We start from the raw sequence: 20,991 nt of genomic DNA on the forward strand, positions 1-20,991 counted from the left end.
GTGACCTCTGCCTTCGGAGGGCAGCGCTCTATCCAGCTGAGCTACGGGTGCGTTGAGAGCGAGATACACGAGGCCCGGTCGCTCCGCAATGGGATCGGGCTTCGGCTTCCACGCGCGCACGCGACGTCCCGATGCGCGCCGCGCCGTCCCGGGGGCGGGGCTTCTCCCGCGCCCCCGGAGGGGAGACGTCACTCCGCCGACGCCTCGTCGGCCTTCGCGCGGTAGTTGGTCTTTTCGGCGATGCGGGCCGACTTGCCGCGGCGCGCGCGCAGGTAGTAGAGCTTCGCGCGCCGCACCTTGCCCCGGCGCACCACCGAGATCGCGTCGATCACAGGCGAGTGCAGCGGGAAAACGCGCTCGACGCCTTCGCCGAAGCTGATCTTGCGCACGGTGAAGGAGGCGTCGATGCCGCCGCCCCGGCGCGAGATGCACACGCCCTCATAGTTCTGCACGCGCGAGCGCGTGCCCTCGATCACCTTCACGCCGACGCGGATGGTGTCGCCCGGTCCGAACTCCGGGATGTCCTTGCCGAGCGCGGCGACATGCTCGGCGGCGATCTGCTGCAGAAGGTTCATCGTCTAGTCCTTTCCTCGACCGCCTGTTGCGGCGGATGTCTGCGCGCCCGATTGCTCTGCTTCTCCCGTCGGGTCCACATAGGCCCGCCAGAGATCTGGGCGACGTTCCCGCGTCAGCGCCTCGGCCCGGGAGCGTCGCCACTCGGCGATGCGGGCGTGATGACCGGAGAGGAGGACCTCCGGCACCTCGCGCCCCTCCCAGCGTTGGGGCTTCGTGTAGTGCGGGGCCTCCAGCAGCCCCGCGCTGAAACTCTCCTCGACTGTCGAGGCGGCGTTGCCGAGCACCCCCGGCAGCAACCGCACTGCGGCGTCGATCACCGCCATCGCCGCGATCTCGCCGCCCGTGAGGACGAAATCGCCGAGCGACAGCTCTTCCACGTCCCGCGCGTCCAGCACGCGCTGGTCCACGCCTTCGAAGCGGCCGCAGAGCAGGATCGCGCCCCGCCCCGAAGCCAACTCGCGCGCCCGCGCCTGCCCGAAAGGCCTGCCGCGCGGCGAGAGGTAGATCACCGGCCGTTCCCCATCGGCGGCTGCGTCGATCGCGGCCGCGACGACGTCGGGCCGCATGACCATGCCCGGCCCTCCCCCTGCGGGGGGACCGTCCACGGAGCGGTGCTTATCGCGTGCGAAATCGCGGATGTCCAGCGCCTGCAGCGACCACAGACCCTCCGCCAGCGCCCGTCCGGTCAGGCTCTCGGCGAGGGGACCGGGGAAGAGGCCGGGGAAGATCGTGAGCACGGTCGCGCGCCAGGCGCGGGCGATGTCGGGCGCGTCCTCGATCAGCGGACGCGGCTTCAGAGTCGGGCGCAGGGCGAGCCTGCCGTGACTGCGGGGCGGCGGCGCGCCGTTCATCGCGACGCCGCCTCGTCTTCGGCGTCATCCTCCGGCGCGCCGATTTCTTCGGGCGGGTCGGCGACGATCCGGCGCGCGGAGAGGTCGATCGTGGGCACGGCGGCCCGGGTGAAGGGCAGCAGCAGCACGGGCCGCCCCGCGCCGACGACTTCGATCACGTCGCCCGCGCCGAAATTCTGCACGGCCCGAACGCGCCCGAGCGACGCGCCGCCGGTGTCGAAGACCTCCACTCCGATCAGGTCGGCGTGGTAGAATTCGTCCTCGTCGAGAGCAGGCAGACGGTCGCGCGCCGCGTAGAGCCGCAGGCCCTTCAGGGCCTCCGCCTGCTCGCGCGTCGCCACCCCGCTCAGACGCGCGGCGAAACCGCCTGAGACGGGGCGCGTGATCCGGGCGTCGAAGCGGCGGGCGCCGTCCTCGGTCTCGAGCGGACCGTAGGACGCAAAGGCCTCGGGTTCCGCCGTGAAGGACTTCACCCGCGCCTCGCCGCGCACGCCGAAGGCCCCCGCGATCGCGGCGACGCAGACGCGCGCGGGCGGGGGCTCGGCCATGGGCGGGGCTTACTCGGCGGAGGCTTCGGCGGGCGCGGCGGGGGCCGCGGCGGCTTCCGCGGCGGCGGCGGCCTTCTTGGCCTTCTCCTCGGCCCGCTTCGTCATCTTGGCGCCGGGAACCGCCTTCTGGACGTTGGCGCGCTCCTTCTTCGGCAGCACGCCCGCGTTTTCCAGCCAGCGGCTGACGCGGTCGGTCGGCTGCGCGCCCTGGCCGAGCCAGAACTGGATGCGCTCCATGTCCATCTTGATCCGGTCCGGGTTGTCCTTGGCGAGCAACGGATCGTAGGAGCCGAGCTTCTCCTTGAAGCGGCCGTCGCGCGGCATGCGGCTGTCCGCGGCGACGATCGAATAGTAGGGGCGCTTCTTGGAACCGCCGCGCGCAAGGCGGATTTTCATGGACATCTGTCTGGTCTCCTGAGGTCAGCTTCTGATCCGCTCGTGATGGCGGATGACTTCTTCGATGATGAAGGCGAGGAACTTCTCCGCGAATTCCGGGTCGAGCCCGGCCTCGCGGGCGAGGCTGCGCAGCCGTTCGACCTGACGCGCCTCGCGCTCGGGGTCGGCGGGCGGCAGGTCGTGCGCGGCCTTGAGATGGCCGACTTCCTGCGTGCAACGGAACCGTTCGGCGAGCGTGTGCACGAGGATCGCGTCGAGATTGTCGATGGAGCGGCGCAGGCCGCCGAGCAGCGCCTGCGCCTCGGGCTGCGGGGCGGTCATCGCGCGGCCTCCGGCGCGGGGTGGCGCCAGATCAGCAGCGCGCCGAATTCGGGGTGCTCGAACACGCCGTCGCGCTCGCAGCCGAGGCGCCGGGCGAGCGCCTGCGAGCGCAGGTTGTCCGGCGCCGTGAGGCTGACGGCGGTGGACCAGCGGAGCGTTTCGTAGGCGAAGCGGCGGGCGGCGAGCGCCGCCTCATGGGCGACGCCCCGCCCCTCGGCATGGTCGAACACGCTCCACGCGATCTCGGGTTCGGGCCATTCGATCGGGTGCATCGGCCCGACCACGCCGAGCGGCGCGTCGCTTGCGCGGTCGGCGACCATGAAGCGCCCGAACCCGCGCAGCGCCCAGTGCCCGATCAACGCGGCAAACCGCTGGAACGCATCGCCCCGGCTGTAGGGGCCGCCAACGCCCGCCGAGCGCGGCGAGGCGCAGAACGCCGCATAGGCGTCGAAATCCGACAGCCGCGGCGCGCGCAGGCGCAGGCGCTCGGTTTCGATTACGGGAATGGCGGGGAGCGCGGGCTCGCGCAACGCAAGGGTCATTTCTTCTTTCCGAAGCCCGACAGGCCGGGCGGCAGGGCCGCGCCGCCGCCCATTCCGGGAAAGCCCCCCGAAGGCGGAAGCGCCGGCGCGCCGCCGCCCATGCCGCCGCCCGGAAGGCCGCCCGGCATCGCCGGCATTCCCCCGCGCCCGCCCAACAGCGCGCCCAAGCCCCCGCGCATCAGGCCCTTCTTCCCCATCTTGCCCATCTGCTTCATCATGTCCGCCATCTGGCGGTGCATCTTCAGCAGCTTGTTGACGTCCTGCACTTCCAGCCCGGAGCCCGCCGCGACGCGCTTCTTGCGGCTGGCCTGCATCAGGTCGGGGTTGCGCCGCTCGGTCTTGGTCATCGACTGGATGATCGCGATCTGGCGGCGGATCACCTTGTCGTCCATGCCCGAGGCCTCGAGCTGCTTCTGCATCTTGCCCATGCCGGGCATCATGCCCATCACGCCCGACATGCCGCCGAGCTTGAGCATCTGCTCCAGTTGATTGCGCAGATCGTTCATGTCGAAGCGGCCCTTCTGGAACCGCTTCATCATCTTCTCGGCTTCCGCCGCCTCGATCTGCTCCTGCGCCTTCTCGACGAGGGAGACGATGTCGCCCATGCCGAGGATGCGGCCCGCGACGCGCTCGGGATGGAACTCCTCGAGGCCCTCGAGCTTCTCGCCCGTGCCGATGAAGCGGATCGGCCGGCCGGTGACCGCGCGCATGGACAAGGCGGCGCCGCCGCGCCCGTCGCCGTCCATGCGCGTCAGGATCACGCCTGTGACGCCGATGCGCCCGTGGAAATTCTCGGCGACGTTGACGGCGTCCTGCCCGGTGAGGCTGTCCACCACAAGCAGGGTCTCGTTGGGCTTGCTGGCGTCGCGCACCGCCTCGACTTCGGCCATCAGCGCGTCGTCGACATGCAGGCGGCCAGCCGTGTCGAGCATCACCACGTCGTAGCCGCCGAAGCTCGCCTGCTGCTTGGCGCGCTTGGCGATCGCCACGGGGTCCTGCCCGGGGACGATGGGCAGCGTGTCCACGCCGATCTGACGGCCGAGGATGGCGAGCTGCTCCATCGCGGCGGGGCGGCGCGTGTCGAGCGAGGCCATCAGCACCCGCTTGCCGTCGCGTTCGGTCAGCCGTTTGGCGAGCTTGCCGGTGGTGGTCGTCTTGCCCGAGCCCTGAAGTCCGACCATCAGGATCGCGGCGGGCGGGCTGTCGATGCGCAGCTCGGCCTGCTCGCCGTCGCCCGCGAGCATCCGCACGAGCTCGTCATGGACGATCTTGACGACCATCTGACCGGGGGTGACCGATTTCAGCACCGCCTGACCGGTCGCCTTCTCGCGGACATTGGCGATGAAGTCGCGCGCCACCGGCAGCGCCACATCGGCGTCGAGCAGCGCGACGCGCACTTCGCGCAGCGCTTCGGAGACGTCGGTCTCCGACAGCGCGCCCTGGCGCGTCAGCTTGTCGAAGACGCCGGAGAGGCGTTCTGACAGGCTCTCGAACATGCGGCCCTCCCGGCCAAAACGACGACGACGCCGGTGGGCGCGACGCGCTGACCGACGGCGATCCCCGCACATGCGGGGACCGGAAGCGCAAAGCTCCCGGGAATCGGGGTTTGATACGCGCGAAAGCCCGCGATGTCAAAACTGCGTCATGGCAGGCGCAGCGCGACCGCCGGGCCGGGGTCGGCGTCGGGCTCGATCGCCACCGCCGCGCCGAGCGCCGAGAGGACCAGCCGGTATTTCACCAGCGCGTCGGCGAACTCGCGGTAGAAGGCGATCAGCGCGTCCCACGGGTCCTGCACGCGGCGCAGCCCCGACAGGAAGGCGACGACGATCCCGAGGCTCGTCTCGCCGCGCATCACGAGAAAACCTCCCACCGTCAGGATCAGGATCGCGGCGAAATTGTCGCTGAGCTTGAGCGCGGCCTTCAGCGCCGCCTTGAGCACGTTCATGCGCAGCCGCAGCCGGTAGGCGAGCCGCACCTCGCGCAGCGCGTCTCGGAAATGCGCGCCGGGGCGGCGCTCGGAGGCGTCGATCATGTCGGCGGCGGCCCTTCGCACGGCGTTCACCCGGCGGCGCGACATCAGGTTGACGTAGTGCTGCACCCAGGGCACGAGGATCGCCTGCGCCGCCATCGCGCCGAGCCCGATCGCCGCGAGCCAGGGCTCTGAGACGAGCATGAAGCCCGCCACGCCCAGCATCGCCGCGCCCTCGATCAGCGGAATGTTGATCGCCTGCGCAGCGAAGCCGCCGAGCGGATAAGCCTCCTCGGCGACGATGGCCGCGACCGGCCCCATGGCGTGCTGCGCCTCGGCGGCGGCGCGGCGGCGCTGGGCGTCGAGCGCGAGCGCGCGCAGATGCCGCGTCACCTTCGCCTCGATCAGACCGCGCAGGTAATAGACGAGGAACTTGATCGCCGCGGCGAGCGTCGACGCCGCCGCATAGGCGAGCCCCAGCATCAGCAGCAGCGCCGCGTCGCCCGCGGGGATCGCATCGTCGACGATGCGGCGCTGGATCTCCAGCGGGATCACGGCGAGCGGCGGCAGCGCGAGCCCGACGCCGACCACCGCCGCCTGCAGCGCGCGCGTTCGCGCCCAGATCAGCCCGTAGAGCGTTGCGGGGAGCGTATGGCGTCTTTCGCCGAGCATGTCGGCGCACTCCGGCGGCGCATCTGCGCCGAACATCATTATATCACATCGAGACGGTCGCGTCGCGCGCGTCGCAGTCCCGGCGCGACTCCGACCCGCTCGTTGCGCGTCGCGCCTCGATCCTACCCTGTCGCGAGTTCGCGGAGCAGCGGGTTGGGGAAGCGCCGTTCCGCCGTCACCGCGAAGAAGGTCTCGCGGATCTGCGGCAGCGGGGCGAGCTCGACGAGCTGTCCCAGCCGCAGCTCGTCAGCGACGACGATCGGCGGCAGCACGGCGAGGCCGACATCCTCGCGGGCCATCAGGCGCATCAGCGCCATGTCCTCGATTTCCGCCGCGATCTGCGGGCGCGCGCCGATCCGCGCCGCGAGCGCGTCGAAGGCCATGCGCAGCCCGCTCGGCGCCGCCGGCAGCACCATCGGATGCGTCGCGAGCAGGTCCGCGAGGTCGGTCCCCGCCGCCGCCCTCGCCGGTGCGCCGATCAGGCTCACCTGCTGGTCGTCGAGCTTGCGCGCGACGAGCCGGTCGGCGGCGTCCGGCGGCGGGGCGTCGTTGAGCAGCGCGACGTCGAGATTGAGCGCGACCAGCCCGCGCAGGAGCTCCGCCGCCCCGCCCGAGCGCACGATCACGTCGACGTCGGGCCGACCCAGCACCGGCTTCAGGAACGCCATCAGGAAGTTGCGCGACAGCGTCGCCAGCGCCCCCACCCGCAGCGCCTGCCGCGCCCGGCCGCGCTCGCCGAGCGCGGCGATCAGATCGTCGCGCGCCGCGAGGATCGCGTCGGCGCGGTCGAGCGCCAGCCGCCCCGCCTCGGTCAGCCGCAACTCCCGCCCGACCCGATCGAAGAGCGCATGGCCAAGCTGCGCCTCCAGCTTGGCGATCCGCACCGACAGCGCCGATTGCGACAGGTTCAGCCTTTGCGCCGCGCGCGTAAGATTCCCCTCATGCGCGACGGCGTGGAAGAAGCGCAGATGTTCGAGGTTCGGCGAGCGCATTCGTTCTGATAAATCGAACGGTATGACAAATTCAATGAATTTTTCCAAATGACGCGCGGTCGCTATCACTGCGTCGTCACGCCGCAGATTTCTCGCACTGAGGGAGACCGCCATGAGCCTCGCATTGATCGCCCCCGCGGCGTTGATCGCCGCCGGAGCGTCCGGTCTGTCCGACGCCCGATCCGACGCCTCAGCGCGAGCCGCGCATCTGCCCGAGCGCGCCGCGCTGCTCGGGCTCGTCGGCGCGGCGGCGGCGAGCCTCGCCCTGACGCTCGATCCCGCCGGCGCGGCGGCGACGCTTCCGGGGTTCCGGTTCGACGCCGTCTCGGGGCCGATGGCGCTGCTGATCGCCTTCATCGGTTGGGTGGTGCTGCGCTTCGCCCGCATTCAGCTGGAGGGCGAGGAAGGCCGCGCCCGCTTCTGCGGCTGGCTGGCGCTCGCGCTCGGCGCTGCGCTGGTCTTCGTGCTGGCCGACCATCTGATCGTGCTGACCGCGGCGTGGATCGGCGCCGGGCTCTGCCTGCAGCGACTGCTCCTGTTCCGCCCGGATCGACCCGGCGCGCGCCGCGCCGCCCGCAAGGCGGCGTTGATCGCGCGGCTCGGCGACGCGGCGCTGCTCGGGGCCGTGGCGCTGCTCGCCACCGGTTACGACACGCTCAGCGTTTCGGCGATCTCGCAGGCCGCGCGCGCGGGCGAAGCGCAGGTCGAGGCGGTGTGGGCGGCGTGGCTGCTCGGGCTGGCCGCCTGCCTCAAGGCGGCGCAGTTCCCGACGCAAGGGTGGCTGATCGAGGTGATGGAGACGCCCAAGCCGGTCTCGGCGCTGCTGCACGCCGGGCTGGTCAACGCCGGCGGGTTCCTGCTGATCCGGCTGTCGGACGTGCTGCTGACCGCGCCCGGCGCGATGGCCGCGCTGGCGCTGATCGGCGGCGCCTCGGCGCTGATCGGCGGGCTGGTGATGCTCGCTCAGCCTGCGGTCAAGACGGCGCTGGCCTGGTCCACCGTCGCCCAGATGGGGTTCATGATTCTGCAATGCGGGCTGGGGCTGTTCGCGCTCGCGCTGCTGCACATCGTGGCCCACTCGCTCTACAAGGCGCACGCCTTCCTCGGCTCGGGCGGCGCGGTCGAGGCGGTGGCGGCGGCGCGGCGGCCGGGCCCGGTGGCGATCCCCAATGCGCGCGCGGCCGGGCGGGCGATCGCGCTGGCGCTGTCGATCTACCTCGCGGTCAGCTTCGCCTTCGGCGTCGAGAACAAGTCGGCGCAGGCGCTGGCGCTCGGCGCGATCCTCGTGCTCGGCGTCGCCTATCTGCTGGCCCAGGGGCTCGCCGACGCGGCGCCCCGCGCGCTGACCCGTCGCGTCGCGCTGTGGTCGCTGGCCGCGGCGGTCGCCTATTTCGCGCTGCAGCGCGTCGCCGAAGCGCTTACGGCGGGCGTTCTGCCGCCGACCCCGGCGCCGGGGCCGCTGGAATGGGCGGTGATCGGCCTCGCCGTCGTCAGCTTCGCGGCGGTGGCGGCGGCGCAGTCGGTCTTCCCGCTATGGTCGAGCCACCCGGCGGCGGCGGGCCTGCGCGTCCACCTCGCCAACGGCCTCTACGCAGGCGCCGTGTTCGACCGCTTCATCGGCGGTTGGGCGACCGTGCGCCGCTGACCCACTTTTCGCGAAGGAGAACCGCAATGTCCATTCAGGCCCTGCTCCGCGCCGATCTGGCGACCATGACCCCCGAAAGCGCCGTCACCGCGCTCGACGCCGCCGACGCCGCGCTGCGCCGCATCCCCCCGCTCTGGCCGCTCGATGCGACGGTGGCCGTCAACCCCTTCCTCGGCTATGCGGGCGAGGGCCTCGCCGAGACCGCCGCGCGGATCGCGCGGGCCCATGGCGAGCGCCCCTTCGCGCCGCGCGCGCTGCGCCTTGCGCAGGTCGCTTCGGGCGAAATCGCGCGCGCCGATCTGGAGGCCGCGCTGGCCGCCGCGCCGTCGGCGGCGCGGCTCCAGAGCGTCGAGGCGCTGATCGCCGCGCTCGAGGCCCCGGCGCCCGAAGCGCAGGCCGCGCCGACTCTGGCCGATCTCGCCGCCGCGCGCGACGGAATCGACTGGCCGGCGCTGATCGCCGACCGGGTCGGGGCCTGGGCCGCCGCGCGCTGGGACGCCGGGCAGGCGTTGTGGCCGGCGCCGAAGGCGGCCTCTTGCTGGGCCTCCTGGCGGGGCTGGGCCGCGCGCGACCTGACGCCCGAGATCGCGGGCTTGCGCGGCTTCTGCGCTTTGGTCGCCGAGGCGCCGGATACCGCGCCGGCGGCGCTGGCGCGGGCGCTGCGCGATCTCGACGTTCCGGAGGCGGCGATGCCGGCCTATCTGCACCGGCTCGCCGCCGATCTCGGCGGCTGGGGGCAGTGGGCGCGCGGGGTGCAATGGCGCGCCGAGCGCGACGGCGGAACCGACGACGCGCCGCTCGTTCTGGTGACGGCGCGGCTGATGTTCGAGGATTCGCTGCTCGCGTGCGGTGGCGCGTCGCTCGCGCTGGACTGGGCCGCGGCGCTGGCCGATCTCGCCGCCCCGGTCTCGCCCAGCCAGGACGATCTGATCGACGCGATCGCTCAGGACGCCGCCGAGCGCGCGGCGCGCCGCCGGATCGAAGCGACCCTCGCCGAGCCCGTCGCCGCCGCGGAGAAGGGGCGCTGCGCGATCCAGGCGGCCTTCTGCATCGACGTGCGCTCCGAGCCGTTCCGGCGCGCCTTCGAGGCGTCCTCGCCGAAAGTCCGCACGCTCGGCTTCGCGGGGTTCTTCGGCGTCGGCGTGGCGCATCGCGGCTGCGCCTCCGACGTGGCGGAGCCGCGCCTGCCGGTGCTGCTGAAGCCCGGCCTGACTTCGCGCAGCCCCGCCGCCGACGACGCGCAGCGGCGCATCCTCGCCCGCTCCGCGCGCGCCTGGGGCCGTTTCAAGCAGGCCGCCGTGTCGAGCTTCGCCTTCGTCGAGGCGGCCGGGCCGCTGCACGCCGTCAAGCTCGCCGCCGAGGCGCTCGGGCTGAAGGGCGCGCGCGCGCCCGACCCCGCGCCGCAGCTCGATCCGCCGCTTCCGCTCGCCGCGCGGGTGGGGGCGGGCGAGACCATCCTGAAGGCGATGTCGCTGACGTCGGGCTTCGCGCGGCTGGCGCTGATCGTGGGTCACGGCTCGGAGGTGGCCAACAACGCGATGGCCAGCGCCTACGCATGCGGGGCCTGCGGCGGCTATTCGGGCGAGGTCAACGCCCGGCTGCTCGCGTCGCTGCTCAACGACGTCGACGTGCGGGAGGGGCTGCGCGCCAGGGGGATCGACATTCCCGACGACACGCTGTTCGTCGGCGGCCTGCACGACACCGCGAGCGACGTGGCGACGCTGTTCGACGCCGACGTCGCCGCGGCGGCGCACCAGACCGATCTGGCCGAAGCCCGCCGGTTGCTGGCCGAGGCGGGCGCCCGCGCCCGCGCCGAGCGCGCGCTCCGGCTGCCGGGCGCGCCCGACCCCGAGACGACGCCGGCGCGCGCGCGCGACTGGTCGCAGATCCGCCCCGAATGGGGTCTCGCCGGCTGCATGGCCTTCATCGCCGCGCCGCGCGCGCGCACCGAGGGGCGCGATCTGGGCGGGCGCGCCTTCCTGCACGACTACGACTGGCGCGACGATGTCGGCTTCGGCGTTCTGGAGCTTATCGTCACGGCGCCGGTGGTCGTCGCCAGCTGGATCAGCCTGCAATATTACGGCTCGGCGACGGCGCCGCGCAGCTTCGGGGCGGGCGACAAGCTGCTGCACAACGTCGTCGGCGGGATCGGCGTGCTGGAGGGCGCCGGCGGGCTGATCAGGGGCGGGTTGCCCTGGCAGGCGGTGCATGACGGCGAGAAGCTGATGCACGATCCGCTGCGTCTGAGCGTGCTGATCGAGGCCCCGACCGAGGCGCTCGACGACATCCTCGCGCGCCACGGGGACGTCGCCGCGCTGTTCGACAATGGGTGGCTCGCCCTCGGCGCGATGGACGCCGAAGGCCGAGTGCGCTGGCGCGGATGCGGCGGCGGCTGGCGGGCGCCGGAGGCGGTAGCCGCACTCTGAGCCCGGTCAGAGCGGAGATGGACCTGAAAGACGCAGGTCCGGGGTGGGGACCGTTGTTTTTGAAAGGGAAAATCTGGTCAACCGGTTCCCTCAGGCCCGATTGCGCCCCAGGGGGCGGGTCGCTCGCGCGCCGCCTGGGTCCCTTCAGCTCCGCGCGGCCACCTTGCGCCGTCGCTCTTCGCGCCGCACCGGCGCGAAGCCCCATTTCTGATAAAGGGGCAGGGCGCGCGGATGGTCGAGCGAGCAAGTGTTGACCGTCAGCTTGCGCGGCCCCCGGTCCCAAGCCATGTGGACCATCGTCCCCAGCAGCCAGTCGCCCAGACCCCGCCCCGTCGCCTCCGGCGTCATCCCGAAATAGGCGAGGTCGATCACGCCCGCCGCGCGCGCGTCGAGCATCGCGAAGCCCGCCGGCCAGCCGGTCAGGTGCAGCACGTGCAGGGACACCTCGTCATGGCGCGCGAAGGCCGCCAGATCGGCGTCCGACCAGGCGTGCAGGTCGGTCCACTCGTAGTCGCGTCCGACCGTGTCGTAGAGATAGCGCAGGAAGTGCAGCGGCGCCTTTTCTGCGCGCATCAGCAGCAGCCCGTCCACCAGCGGCGCGTGCGGGCGCGCGCGCTGCGGGCGCGCCGTCATCTCCAGAAAGGTGACGGTGTAGGCGATTTCCGAAAGCACGGGCGTCGTCATGTGGCGACGGGCAGATCGGAATAGGCCCCCCATTCCGCCCAGGAGCCGTCATAGACCGCGACCCGCTTCGCCCCCGCGCGCCGTTGCGCCAGCGCCAGCAGACAGGCGGTCACGCCCGAGCCGCAGCTGTTGACGATCGGCTTCGAAAGATCGACGCCCGCGGCCTCGAACAGCGCGCGCAGCGCCTCGGGCGATTTCAGCGTCCGGTCCTCGTTCACCACCTCGCGGAAATGCACGTTGAACGCACCGGGGATATGGCCAGAGCGCAGGCCGGGCCGCGGCTCGGGCGCGCGACCGTGGAAACGGTCGGCGCCGCGCGCGTCCACGATCTGCTCGGAGCGCAGCTTGGCGGCGGCGGCGACCTGGGTCACGTCGCGCACGAGGCTCGCGTCGCGGCGGGCGGTGAAGTGGCGGTCGCGGGCGTGCGGGGGCATGTCCTCGAGCGGGCGGCCCTCGGCGCGCCATTTCGGCAGCCCGCCGTCGAGCACCGCGACGTCGCGATGGCCGAAGAGCTGGAACATCCACCACACCCGCGCCGCCGACAGCACGTCGCTGTCGTCATAGACCACGATCCGGTGGCCGTCGCCGATCCCCATCCGGCGCACCCGGCTGACGAATTTCTCGGCCGAGGGCGCCATGTGCGGCAGCGGCGAGTGGACGTCCGCGATCTCGTCGATGTCGAAATGCTGCGCGCCGGGGATGTGGGCGGCGGCGTATTCGGCGCGGGCGTCGCGCCCGGTCTCGGGCATGTGCCACGAGCCGTCGACCACGCGCAGATCCGGCGCGTCGAGATGGGCCGCGAGCCAGTCGGTGGACACGATCAGCTGCGGGTCGTCGCGCTCTGTCATCGCCTGCCAGCCCTCATTGCGGGTCGCTCCCCGGTTCGACGTTGGTAGAGAAGCGTGAACGCCAGATCAACCGCCGCGCGCGTCGCGCGCGGTCGCGCCTCTCAGGCGGGAGCGGCGCCGTCCGGCGCGCTTTCCGCGTAGCTTTCGGACGGCGCCGCCATGCGGTGGCCGAGATCGCCGAGGATCACCGCCGTGACGGGCGTCGCGAACAGCGCCAGCAACGTCGCCGAGGAGAGCCCGAAAGCGAGGCTCGCCACCAGCGGCACCAGAAGCTGCGCCTGGGTCGAGGTCTCGAGCAGCATCGGCGTCAGCCCTGCGATGGTGGTGATCGAGGTCAGCAGGATCGCGCGCAGCCGGTCGCGCGCGGCGCCGCCGGCGGCCTTCTCGGCGCTCTCGCCGGCCGCGATGCGCGCGCGCATGAAGGCGATCAGCAGGATCGCGTTGTTGACGACGATCCCGCCAAGCGTCGCGAGCCCCACCATGCTCGGCATCGTCAGGTTCAGCCCCATCGCGACATGACCCCAGATCACCCCCACGAGCCCCAGCGGGATCGCCACGATCACCGCGACGGGCGTCAGGAAGCTGCCGAACTGCAGCGCGAGGATCGCGAAGACGCCGGCGAGACCGACCGCCACGCCCACCTGCAGGGAAGCGCCGGTCGCGGCTGTGTCCTCGGCCTCGCCGGCGAAGACCATCTCGACGTCGGGGAAGTCGCGCCCGAGCTGCGGCGCGAGATCGGCCTGCACGGCGGCGAGGATCTCGCGCGCGTTGGCGATGCGGGGGTTGATGTTCCCCTCCACCGTCACCGTGCGACGCCCGTCGATGCGCAGGATGCGCGCCCAGCCGCGCGTCTCGGCGACGTCCGCCACCGCCGAAAGCGGCGCGAGGGTTCCGTCCGACGTGCGGATCGGCAGGTCGAGAACGTCCGACAGCGACAGCCGGTCGGCGCGGGCGAGGCGGACCATCACGTCGATGGCGCCGGCGGCGTCCTGGATCTCGACGTCGGTGTCGCCGCGGAAGGCCGCGCGCATCTGGTCGGCGAGCGACCGCGCGCTGACGCCCAGCGCGCCGGCGGCGCCGGGGCGCAGCGACACCGACAGCTCCGGGTCGCCGGGGCGCAGATCGTCGGTAAGGTCGCGGATGCCCGCGAAGCCCCAGATGAAGTCCTGCACGGCGCGCGAGGCCGCCGACAGCTCGGCGAGGTCGGCGCCCTTCAGCATGATCTCGAGCGGCTTGCCGGCGGGGCCGCGCTCGCGGTCGGTGAACTTGATCTGGATCGCGTCGGGGACCGGGCCGGTCTTCCTGCGCCACAGCGCGATCATCTCGTTGATGGTGCTCGACCGGCTCTCGGCGCGCAGCAGATCGACGCTGACGGTCGCCAGATGCGGCCCGCTCTCGGGCGCGTCGGCGTTGACGCCGTATTGCACCGTCACATGGCGCACGAGTCGCGCGCCTTCGGGTTGCAGCGGCGTGAGTTCGGCGTCGAGTTCGGCCAGCGCCTGCTCGACGCGCGCGACGACCTTCTCGGTGCGGGCGAGCGGCGTTCCCTGCGGCAGCAGGATGCGCGCCTCCAGCACGTCGCTGTCGAGCGGCGGAAAGGGCGAGAACTTCAGCGCGCCGCTCATGATCGGCGCCGCGGAGAGGACAAGCAGGCCGAGGATCAGCCCGAGGCTCAGATAGCGCCAGCGTATCGCGCGGTCGACCAGCGGCCCCACCATGCGCTCGCGCAGAAAGACGAACGCGGCGTCGACCCCGCGATGCACGCGCGAGCGGCGCCCGACGCCGTCGAGCGAGCCCTTGAGGTGATGCGGCAGCACGAGGAACGCCTCGACCAGCGACACCGCGAGCGTGATCACCAGCACGATGGGCATGAATTTCAGCACCGCGCCCATGTTGCCCTGCATCAGCGCGAGCGGCCCGACGATCATGATCGTCGTCAGGAACGAGGAGATCACGCCGGGCGCCACCTCGCGCGCGCCCTCGATGGCGGCGCGCAGCGGCGCGTCGCCCTTCTGGCGGCGGGCGACGATGTTCTCGGACAGCACGATGGCGTCGTCCATCAGCAGGCCGATGGCGACCAGCAGCGCGACCATGGTGATCATGTTGATGCTGAGGTCGAGCATCTGCATGGCGAAGATCGCGCCGAGAAACGCCACCGGCAGCCCCGCCGCCACCCAGAAGCTGAGTCGCAGTCCAAAGAACAGCCACATCACCAGAAACACCGCGACGAGGCCCTGCGCGCCGTTCGAGGTCAGGATGCGCAGCCGGTCGGTGATGTTGGTCGTGCCGTCGGCGCTGATGCGCAGCGTCACGCCCTCGGGCGCGCGCGCCTGTTCGCGCGCGAGCGCCGCTTCGAGGGCTGCGCGCACTTTCAGCGCGTCCTGCGCGTCGGTCTTGGCGATCTGGATCAAGGCCGCGCGCTCGCCGTCGAAAAAGGTCGCCAGATGCGGCTCGGAAAAGCGTTCGGTCACGGTCGCGACGTCGCCGAGCGCGACTTCGCCGCCGAGCGGCGCCGAGACGACGGGGATCGCGGCGATGGCGTCGGCGGCGCGGCGTTCGCCCGTGAAGCGCAACGCGACGTCGCCCGCGTCGCTCTCCAGAGCGCCGGCGCTCATGTCGAGGCTGTGCCGCCCCACCGCGTCGGCTATGTCCGACACGGTCAGACCCAGCCGGCGCAGCGCCCCGGCCTCGACTTCGACCGCGATCTCGCGGTCGGAGAAGCCCTTCAGCGTGGCCTGCGCGATGGAGGGGTCGGCGAGGAGCCGCTGGCGCAGGTTTTCGGCGGTGCGGTGCAGTTCGACCGGGCTCATGGCGGCGGTGACGGCGACCGTCGCGACGTTGGAGATGCGCTCGACGACGCTGACGGTCGGCGTCCGGGCGCGGTCGGGCAGGCCCTGCAGCCCGTCCACCGCGGATTTGACGTCGGCGTAGAAGCCCTCCATCGCCGCGGTCTCGCGCTTCTCCGCCGTCAGGATCGCGACGCCCTCGCGCGCGTCGCAGCGCAGCTCCTTGAGGTCGGCGATGGCGCGGAGCGGGTCTTCGAGGCGCAGGCAAAGCCCGTCCTCGACGTCGCGGGGCGAGGCGCCGGGCCAGACCACGCGGATCTCGACCTCGCTGGCGGGGATTTCGGGGAAGGTGTCGCGGCGCAGGTTGGGCAAGGCGACGAGGCCGAGCAGCAGGATCGCGGCCATCAGCAGATTGCCGGCGGTGCGGTGGGCGGCGAAGAAGGCGATCACGGCGCCAGCCTTTCGGCGCGGCCGGCGGCGAGATCGGCCAGCGCGCGGGTCAGCGCCTTGTCCTCGCGCGGGCGGATCTTCATCCCGGCCACCGCCGGGACGAGATCGGAGACGACGATGCGCGTCCCCTCGGGCGGGGCGGGGTCGAGCAAGGCCAGCTCGCCCATGCGCAAGGCGACCGGCGCGGGGGCGATCACGAGCCGGTCCTCGGCGTCGAGCGTGCGCAGCATGCCCTGATGCAGCGCCGCGGCGGGGACGACGCCGGACGCCTCGCGGACCGGCGCGCGCAGCTCGACCTCGACGAACGCGCCGCGGCGCAGCGGCGGGCGCGCGCCGGGCGCGGCCTGCGCGAAGTTGTTCGCGACGCGCACGATCACCGAGGCGCTCTGGGTGCGCGCGCCGATCTGCTGGGCGACGCGGTCCACCGTCGCCGGCCACTCGATCACCCGCCCCGGCGCGCGCAGCCGCACCACCGCGTCGAGCCCCAGCGGGCCGGGATCGGCGATGGCGGCCTCGGGCGAGATGTTCCGCCCGACGATGAGCGGGCGCAGCGCGCCGAGGGGGAACTCGGCGGCGATTTCGGCTGTCTCCACCCCGTCGCCTTCGAACAGCACCGCGCCGCGCGCGACGTATTGGGCGATCTCGACGTTCACGGCGCCGATGGTCAGGTCGAAGGGCGCGACGATTTCGGCGTGCTCCAGGTCCCGCTCGGCGACGGCGCGCCGCGCCGTCAGGGCCGTGCGCTCGGCCGCGTTGACGGCGAGCAGGTTGCGCTGGGTCTGGACCTGCGACGCCGCGGCGATGGCGGCGCGCTCGGCCTGATCGGCGGCGGTCTGCGCCGAGGCGCCCCGCGCGCGCAGCTCGCGCTGGCGCGCGGCCTCGGCCTCGGCCAGCGCCTGTTCGCGCTCGGCGATGGCGAGGCTGTCGCGATAGGTTCGGGCGCGGATGTCGAGCGTGGCCAGATCGGCGTCGATCTGCGCCAGCGCCAGCCGGATGTCGGCGTCCTCGAGCCGCAGCAGCGTCTCGCCCGCCTTCGCATAGCCTCCATCCTTCAGCGCCGGCGACATCCACGCCACAGCGCCCTCGATGCGCGCCACCGCCTTCCAGTCGCGCGCCGGGGCGACGACGCCGTAGCCGGTGGCGCGGGCGACGAAGGGCGTCGGCGCGGCGAGGATCACGCGGGCGGGCCGCGCCTTGGCCTCGGCCTCGGCGGCGTCGGGGCCGCTGCGGGCGCCGGCGGCCAGCGCGACGACGCCCGCCGCTGCGGCGACCGGGAGAAGCAGGGCCGCGATCCGTCCCGCCCAGCGCGCGCTTCGCCACATCTTCCAGTCCTCCGGAGAAACCCGCGAGCGTTCTACAGCGCCAGTTCGCGCAACTCCCTCTGCGCTTTGGTCGCAGCGCGCCCGCGCCGAGCTCGGTCGAACCGATATCGAAAACGCCGCTTTTGTCACGAAACCGTGTCGAAGCCTCGGTACCAACGCCTCAGGGTGCGCCCAAGAGGCGATTCCGGACCAGCCAGGGAGCCAGACATGAAGGACTTCGAGCGGGATTATCCCGACCACACCGCCGCGCCGTATTTCGAACATGGCGACGAGCCGCAGTGCAACACGTCGGACAATCCCAACTTCTACGAAGTGATGGAGGCCCGCGTCGCGCGCCGCGGCTTCATGATGGGCGGCCTCGCCACCATCGCGACCGGTCTGTTCGGCGCCGCCGCGACCGGGTCGAAGGCGCTGGCCAGCAGCACCGCTGCGACCCGCATCGGTTTCAAGGCCGTTCCGATCAGCTATGACGACACGGTCGTGGTGCCCGAGGGCTACAGCTTCCAGGTGCTCGGCGCGTCCGGGGAGCCGATCTCGGGCGACATGCCCGCCTATCGCCCCGGCGCCAACACCGGCGCCGAGCAGGAGCACCAGATCGGCCAGTGCCATGACGGGATGCATTTCTTCCCGATCGACGGCTCGTCTGAGGACGGGCTGCTGGTGCTGAACCACGAATACATCGAGCCGCGCTTCCTGCACGCCGAAAAGGCCAACTACAAGGGCAAGGAGTTCAACAAGAGCGCCGTGCATTACGACGCTGACGGGCTGCGCGACGACGACGAGGTGCGCATGGAGATCGCGGCGCATGGCGTCTCGGTCTACCGCACGGCGAAGCAGGCGGACGGGTCGTGGGCGATCGTCGCCGATCCGCGCAACCGCCGGATCACCGCGGGAACGCCGATGGAGATCGGCGGTCCGGTGCGCGGGTCGAGCCATGTGAAGACGAAATACAGCCCGGACGGCACCCGCACCCGCGGCACCGTGAACAACTGCGCCCACGGCGTCACGCCCTGGAACACCTATCTGGCCGCCGAGGAGAACTGGGCGGGCTACTTCGCCAACACCACCGAGATCGACCAGAAGCCCGACCTGCCGCGCGAGCACGCCCGCTACGGCGTCTCCACGAACCCCAAGGGCGGGCGCTACGGCTGGCATCTGGCGCGCTCGGGCGCGGACGACTATGTGCGCTGGGACGCGACGACCAAGGGCGCCTCGACGACCGAGGACTACCGCAACGAGCCCAACGCCTATGGCTGGATGGTCGAGATCGATCCCTTCAACCCGGACAGCACGCCGGTGAAGCGCACGCATCTGGGCCGCTTCGCCCATGAGGGCGTGGTGTTCGCCCCGGTCGTCGAAGGCGCGCCGTTGGTGTGCTATTCGGGCGACGACGCGCGGTTCGAATACATTTACAAGTTCGTCTCCGAGGACGTGTACCGCCCCGGCCAGACCGACGGCTCGATCCTCGACCGCGGCACGCTCTACGCGGCGAAGTTCAACGAGGACGGCACGGGCGAGTGGCTGGCGCTGGCCCCGGGCCGCAACGGGCTGACGCCGGCCAACGGCTTCGCCGATCTGGCCGACATCCTCGTCAACACCCGTCTCGCCGCGGATCACGCCGGCGCGACCAAGATGGACCGGCCGGAATGGGGCACGATCGACCCCAACAGCGGCGAGGTCTATTTCGCGCTCACCAACAACTCGCGCCGCACGCAGGCGCAGGTGGACGCGGTCAACCCGCGCGCCCAGAACAATTTCGGGCAGATCGTGCGCTGGCGCTACCTCAACACCGACCACACCCGCGCGAGCTTCGAGTGGGACCTGTTCGTGATCGCGGGCGGCAAGGCGACCTCGGTCGCGCCGACCGGGGGCGCGCTCGGCGACGACTCGACCTTCGCCTGCCCGGACGGCATGTGGTGCGACGAGAACTCGCGCCTGTGGATCCAGACGGACATGGGCGACATCGGGCCGGACTATGAAGGCCCGCTGAAGGAGTTCGGCATGAACATGATGCTCGCCGCCGACCCCGAGACCGGCGAGATCAAGCGTTTCCTCACCGGCCCCTGGGGGCAGGAGACGACCGGCGTCGTGAGCACGCCGGACGGCAAGACGATGTTCGTCAACTTCCAGCACCCCGGCGCCAATGGTTCGGCGGAGGATTTCGCGGCCGGCAAGTTCGGCTCGGGCTTCCCCGACTACGACGGGACCGTGCCGCGCTCGGCGACCATCGTCATCACCAAGACCGACGGCGACGTGATCGGCTCCTGATCCGGCCGCGCGACGCAGGGCGGGGGCGTTTCGGCGCCTCCGCCTCTCATCTCCCCGCATTGTCGAGACGTCACATGCCGCGGGCTCTCGCGCTCTGTCTGCTGCTCGCCGCCGCGCCCGTGCACAGCGCCGATCCGGCGCTGGTCGCCGAAGGAGCGTCGCTCTACGCCGATTTCTGTTTCGACTGCCACGGTCCCACGGCGACCGAAGGCGAGGCGGGCGACATCCGCGGTCTGCCCGAAGCGGTGATCGCGCATGCCTTCCGAGGCTTCGAGATGATGCCGGCCTTCGACTTCGAGCCCGCGGAGATCGCGGCGATCGCCGCCTATCTCGGCGATCTGGCGACCGACTGAGCGCCGGGGTCCCTCACACTGTCAGCAGCTTCGCCACGCGCCCGGCCTCGGCCCGCAACGCGGCGCCGTCGCCGCGCCACGCGACCCGGCCGGTCTCGAGCACGACATGGCGCTCGGCGAGGCGGGCGAGGGCGGCGAGGTCCTTGTCCACGACGACGATGGACTGCCCCTCGGCCTTGATCGCGGCGAGTTGCGCCCAGATTTCGGCGCGGATGACGGGGGCGAGGCCTTCGGTCGCCTCGTCGAGGAGCAGAAGGCGCGGATTGGTGGCGAGCGCGCGGCCGATGGCGAGCATCTGCTGCTCGCCGCCCGAAAGCTGGCCGCCCATGTTGCGCTGCCGCTCAGCCAGACGCGGGAACAGGGCGTAGAGCCGCGGCAGGCTCCACGGGCCGGGGCGGGCGGCGGCGCGCAGGTTCTCCTCGACGGTCAGCGCGGGGAAGATGCGGCGCCCCTCGGGGGCGAGGCCGACGCCGAGGCGGGCGATGCGGTGGGGGGGCAGGCGCGTGATGTCGCGCCCGGCGAGGCGAACGGCGCCGCCCATCCGGGTCGCGAGCCCCATGATCGCGCCGAGCGTCGTGGTCTTGCCCATGCCGTTGCGGCCCATCAGAGCCAGCGCTTCGCCTTCGGCCAAGGCGAGATCGACGCCGTGCAGCGCCTGCGCAGGGCCGTAGCCGGCCTTCAGCCCCTCGACTTCGAGCAGGCTCATGCGTCCTCGCCGAGATAGGCGGCGCGCACGGCGGGGTCTTCTCGGATCGCTTGCGGGGCGCCGCTGGCGACGATCCGCCCCGCGACCAGCACCGAGACGCGGTCGGCCAGCGCGAACACCGCGCCCATGTCGTGCTCGACCAGCAGCATCGCCACGCGGCCCTTGAGGCGCTTGAGCGTGGTCACCAGCAAGTCGGTCTCGTCGCGGCCTGCGCCGGCCATCGGCTCGTCGAGCAGAAGAAGGGCGGGCGACTGGACGAGCGCCATCGCGACTTCGAGGCCGCGCTGCTCGCCATGCGCGAGCGCCTCGGCGCGCGCGCCTGCGCGGTGGGCGAGGCCGACTTCGGTCAGCGCCGCCATCGCGCGGTCCTGCGCCGCCTGCGCGCGCGCGGGCCGCCGCGCCCATGACAGCGCGCCGGGGGCGGTGGCCTGCGCGGCGAGGGCGACGTTCTGAAGGGCGGTCAGACCGTGGAAGAGCGCGGTGATCTGGAAGGTGCGGGCGAGGCCGAGACGGGCGCGGGCGTGCGCGGGCAGCCGCGTCACGTCGCGCCCGGCGAGGCGGACAGTCCCCTCGTCGGGCGTCAGCGCGCCGGCGATCTGGGCGATCAGCGTGGTCTTGCCGGCGCCGTTCGGGCCG

General features: G+C 72.2%; 19 protein-coding genes. 4 read left to right on the top strand and 15 right to left on the bottom strand.

Annotated elements, in window-relative coordinates; genetic code table 11:
- Positions 1-188: 188 nt before the first annotated feature.
- The 9 genes from rplS to V7Q31_RS12920 form a co-directional block, all read right to left on the bottom strand.
- Positions 189-575 carry a 50S ribosomal protein L19 gene (rplS, locus tag V7Q31_RS12880; protein WP_333834270.1) on the bottom strand — a complete coding sequence of 129 codons (387 nt, stop codon included), beginning with the start codon at positions 573-575 and terminating at the stop codon, positions 189-191.
- A 3-nt stretch (positions 576-578) separates the two neighbouring features.
- The gene (gene trmD / locus V7Q31_RS12885) at positions 579-1,427 is read right to left on the bottom strand and encodes a tRNA (guanosine(37)-N1)-methyltransferase TrmD (RefSeq protein ID WP_333834271.1); all 849 of its coding nucleotides are present in this window, start codon (positions 1,425-1,427) and stop codon (positions 579-581) included.
- Positions 1,424-1,975 carry a ribosome maturation factor RimM gene (gene rimM / locus V7Q31_RS12890; protein WP_333834272.1) on the bottom strand — a complete coding sequence of 184 codons (552 nt, stop codon included), beginning with the start codon at positions 1,973-1,975 and terminating at the stop codon, positions 1,424-1,426. Before rimM ends, trmD begins: the two co-directional genes overlap by 4 nt.
- A gap of 9 nt (positions 1,976-1,984) precedes the next feature.
- A complete protein-coding gene (gene rpsP, locus V7Q31_RS12895; RefSeq protein WP_333834273.1) occupies positions 1,985-2,377 on the bottom strand; it encodes a 30S ribosomal protein S16 in 393 nt (130 codons plus the stop codon).
- A gap of 18 nt (positions 2,378-2,395) precedes the next feature.
- Entirely contained in the window at positions 2,396-2,692 is a 297-nt protein-coding gene (locus V7Q31_RS12900) for a chorismate mutase (RefSeq protein ID WP_333834274.1), read from the bottom strand.
- Entirely contained in the window at positions 2,689-3,234 is a 546-nt protein-coding gene (locus tag V7Q31_RS12905; protein WP_333834275.1) for a GNAT family N-acetyltransferase, read from the bottom strand. Before V7Q31_RS12905 ends, V7Q31_RS12900 begins: the two co-directional genes overlap by 4 nt.
- Positions 3,231-4,730: a signal recognition particle protein gene (ffh, locus tag V7Q31_RS12910; protein WP_333834276.1), complete on the bottom strand. Its 1,500-nt coding sequence runs from the start codon at positions 4,728-4,730 to the stop codon at positions 3,231-3,233. The genes V7Q31_RS12905 and ffh overlap by 4 nt, the downstream gene beginning before the upstream one ends.
- Positions 4,731-4,876: 146 nt before the next feature.
- Positions 4,877-5,875 (bottom strand): ABC transporter transmembrane domain-containing protein, encoded by a 999-nt coding sequence (locus V7Q31_RS12915; RefSeq protein ID WP_333834277.1) that lies wholly within the window; start codon positions 5,873-5,875, stop codon positions 4,877-4,879.
- A 122-nt stretch (positions 5,876-5,997) separates the two neighbouring features.
- A complete protein-coding gene (locus V7Q31_RS12920) occupies positions 5,998-6,867 on the bottom strand; it encodes a LysR family transcriptional regulator (protein ID WP_333834278.1) in 870 nt (289 codons plus the stop codon).
- Between the two features lie 112 nt (positions 6,868-6,979).
- On the opposite strand from V7Q31_RS12920, the gene V7Q31_RS12925 reads away from it, so the two are divergent.
- Both V7Q31_RS12925 and V7Q31_RS12930 read left to right on the top strand, forming a co-directional pair.
- On the top strand, positions 6,980-8,512 hold the full coding sequence (locus V7Q31_RS12925) for a proton-conducting transporter transmembrane domain-containing protein (RefSeq protein ID WP_333834279.1): 1,533 nt from the start codon (positions 6,980-6,982) through the stop codon (positions 8,510-8,512).
- A 26-nt stretch (positions 8,513-8,538) separates the two neighbouring features.
- Positions 8,539-10,938 carry a YbcC family protein gene (locus V7Q31_RS12930; RefSeq protein ID WP_333834280.1) on the top strand — a complete coding sequence of 800 codons (2,400 nt, stop codon included), beginning with the start codon at positions 8,539-8,541 and terminating at the stop codon, positions 10,936-10,938.
- A 144-nt stretch (positions 10,939-11,082) separates the two neighbouring features.
- Here the strand turns inward: V7Q31_RS12930 and V7Q31_RS12935 are convergent, their stop codons facing one another.
- The 4 genes from V7Q31_RS12935 to V7Q31_RS12950 form a co-directional block, all read right to left on the bottom strand.
- A complete protein-coding gene (locus V7Q31_RS12935; protein WP_333834281.1) occupies positions 11,083-11,610 on the bottom strand; it encodes a GNAT family N-acetyltransferase in 528 nt (175 codons plus the stop codon).
- An 8-nt stretch (positions 11,611-11,618) separates the two neighbouring features.
- A complete protein-coding gene (sseA, locus tag V7Q31_RS12940; RefSeq protein ID WP_333834282.1) occupies positions 11,619-12,470 on the bottom strand; it encodes a 3-mercaptopyruvate sulfurtransferase in 852 nt (283 codons plus the stop codon).
- Positions 12,471-12,571: 101 nt separating this feature from the next.
- Positions 12,572-15,706, bottom strand: a complete 3,135-nt coding sequence (locus V7Q31_RS12945; RefSeq protein WP_333834283.1) for an efflux RND transporter permease subunit — start codon at positions 15,704-15,706, stop codon at positions 12,572-12,574.
- Complete coding sequence (locus V7Q31_RS12950) at positions 15,703-17,028, bottom strand: efflux RND transporter periplasmic adaptor subunit (protein ID WP_333834284.1); 1,326 nt, start codon at positions 17,026-17,028, stop codon at positions 15,703-15,705. Before V7Q31_RS12950 ends, V7Q31_RS12945 begins: the two co-directional genes overlap by 4 nt.
- 207 nt (positions 17,029-17,235) lie before the next feature.
- Between V7Q31_RS12950 and V7Q31_RS12955 the strand changes: the two genes are divergently transcribed.
- Complete coding sequence (locus tag V7Q31_RS12955; RefSeq protein WP_333834285.1) at positions 17,236-19,296, top strand: PhoX family protein; 2,061 nt, start codon at positions 17,236-17,238, stop codon at positions 19,294-19,296.
- A gap of 74 nt (positions 19,297-19,370) precedes the next feature.
- Positions 19,371-19,649, top strand: a complete 279-nt coding sequence (locus tag V7Q31_RS12960; RefSeq protein WP_333834286.1) for a c-type cytochrome — start codon at positions 19,371-19,373, stop codon at positions 19,647-19,649.
- A gap of 13 nt (positions 19,650-19,662) precedes the next feature.
- On the opposite strand, the gene V7Q31_RS12965 is transcribed toward V7Q31_RS12960, so the two are convergent.
- Together V7Q31_RS12965 and V7Q31_RS12970 are read right to left on the bottom strand one after the other, a co-directional pair.
- On the bottom strand, positions 19,663-20,355 hold the full coding sequence (locus tag V7Q31_RS12965) for an ABC transporter ATP-binding protein (protein WP_333834287.1): 693 nt from the start codon (positions 20,353-20,355) through the stop codon (positions 19,663-19,665).
- Positions 20,352-20,991, bottom strand: a 640-nt coding sequence (locus V7Q31_RS12970) for an ABC transporter ATP-binding protein (protein WP_333834288.1), incomplete at its 5' end; no start/stop codon positions are given. The genes V7Q31_RS12970 and V7Q31_RS12965, both read right to left, overlap by 4 nt.

Source organism: Rubrimonas sp. (assembly GCF_036788415.1).
Taxonomy (GTDB): Bacteria; Pseudomonadota; Alphaproteobacteria; order Rhodobacterales; family Rhodobacteraceae; genus Rubrimonas.

Excerpts from the sequence above, each read along its gene's own strand:
- V7Q31_RS12900 (WP_333834274.1), bottom strand. The coding sequence starts at position 2,692 with ATGACCGCCCCGCAGCCCGAGGCGCAGGCGCTGCTCGGCGGCCTGCGC.
- rpsP (WP_333834273.1), bottom strand. The coding sequence starts at position 2,377 with ATGTCCATGAAAATCCGCCTTGCGCGCGGCGGTTCCAAGAAGCGCCCC.
- V7Q31_RS12955 (WP_333834285.1), top strand. The coding sequence starts at position 17,236 with ATGAAGGACTTCGAGCGGGATTATCCCGACCACACCGCCGCGCCGTAT.
- rplS (WP_333834270.1), bottom strand. The coding sequence starts at position 575 with ATGAACCTTCTGCAGCAGATCGCCGCCGAGCATGTCGCCGCGCTCGGC.
- V7Q31_RS12950 (WP_333834284.1), bottom strand. The coding sequence starts at position 17,028 with ATGTGGCGAAGCGCGCGCTGGGCGGGACGGATCGCGGCCCTGCTTCTC.
- V7Q31_RS12930 (WP_333834280.1), top strand. The coding sequence starts at position 8,539 with ATGTCCATTCAGGCCCTGCTCCGCGCCGATCTGGCGACCATGACCCCC.
- V7Q31_RS12960 (WP_333834286.1), top strand. The coding sequence starts at position 19,371 with ATGCCGCGGGCTCTCGCGCTCTGTCTGCTGCTCGCCGCCGCGCCCGTG.
- V7Q31_RS12915 (WP_333834277.1), bottom strand. The coding sequence starts at position 5,875 with ATGCTCGGCGAAAGACGCCATACGCTCCCCGCAACGCTCTACGGGCTG.
- rimM (WP_333834272.1), bottom strand. The coding sequence starts at position 1,975 with ATGGCCGAGCCCCCGCCCGCGCGCGTCTGCGTCGCCGCGATCGCGGGG.
- V7Q31_RS12965 (WP_333834287.1), bottom strand. The coding sequence starts at position 20,355 with ATGAGCCTGCTCGAAGTCGAGGGGCTGAAGGCCGGCTACGGCCCTGCG.
- sseA (WP_333834282.1), bottom strand. The coding sequence starts at position 12,470 with ATGACAGAGCGCGACGACCCGCAGCTGATCGTGTCCACCGACTGGCTC.
- ffh (WP_333834276.1), bottom strand. The coding sequence starts at position 4,730 with ATGTTCGAGAGCCTGTCAGAACGCCTCTCCGGCGTCTTCGACAAGCTG.
- trmD (WP_333834271.1), bottom strand. The coding sequence starts at position 1,427 with ATGAACGGCGCGCCGCCGCCCCGCAGTCACGGCAGGCTCGCCCTGCGC.
- V7Q31_RS12925 (WP_333834279.1), top strand. The coding sequence starts at position 6,980 with ATGAGCCTCGCATTGATCGCCCCCGCGGCGTTGATCGCCGCCGGAGCG.
- V7Q31_RS12920 (WP_333834278.1), bottom strand. The coding sequence starts at position 6,867 with ATGCGCTCGCCGAACCTCGAACATCTGCGCTTCTTCCACGCCGTCGCG.
- V7Q31_RS12905 (WP_333834275.1), bottom strand. The coding sequence starts at position 3,234 with ATGACCCTTGCGTTGCGCGAGCCCGCGCTCCCCGCCATTCCCGTAATC.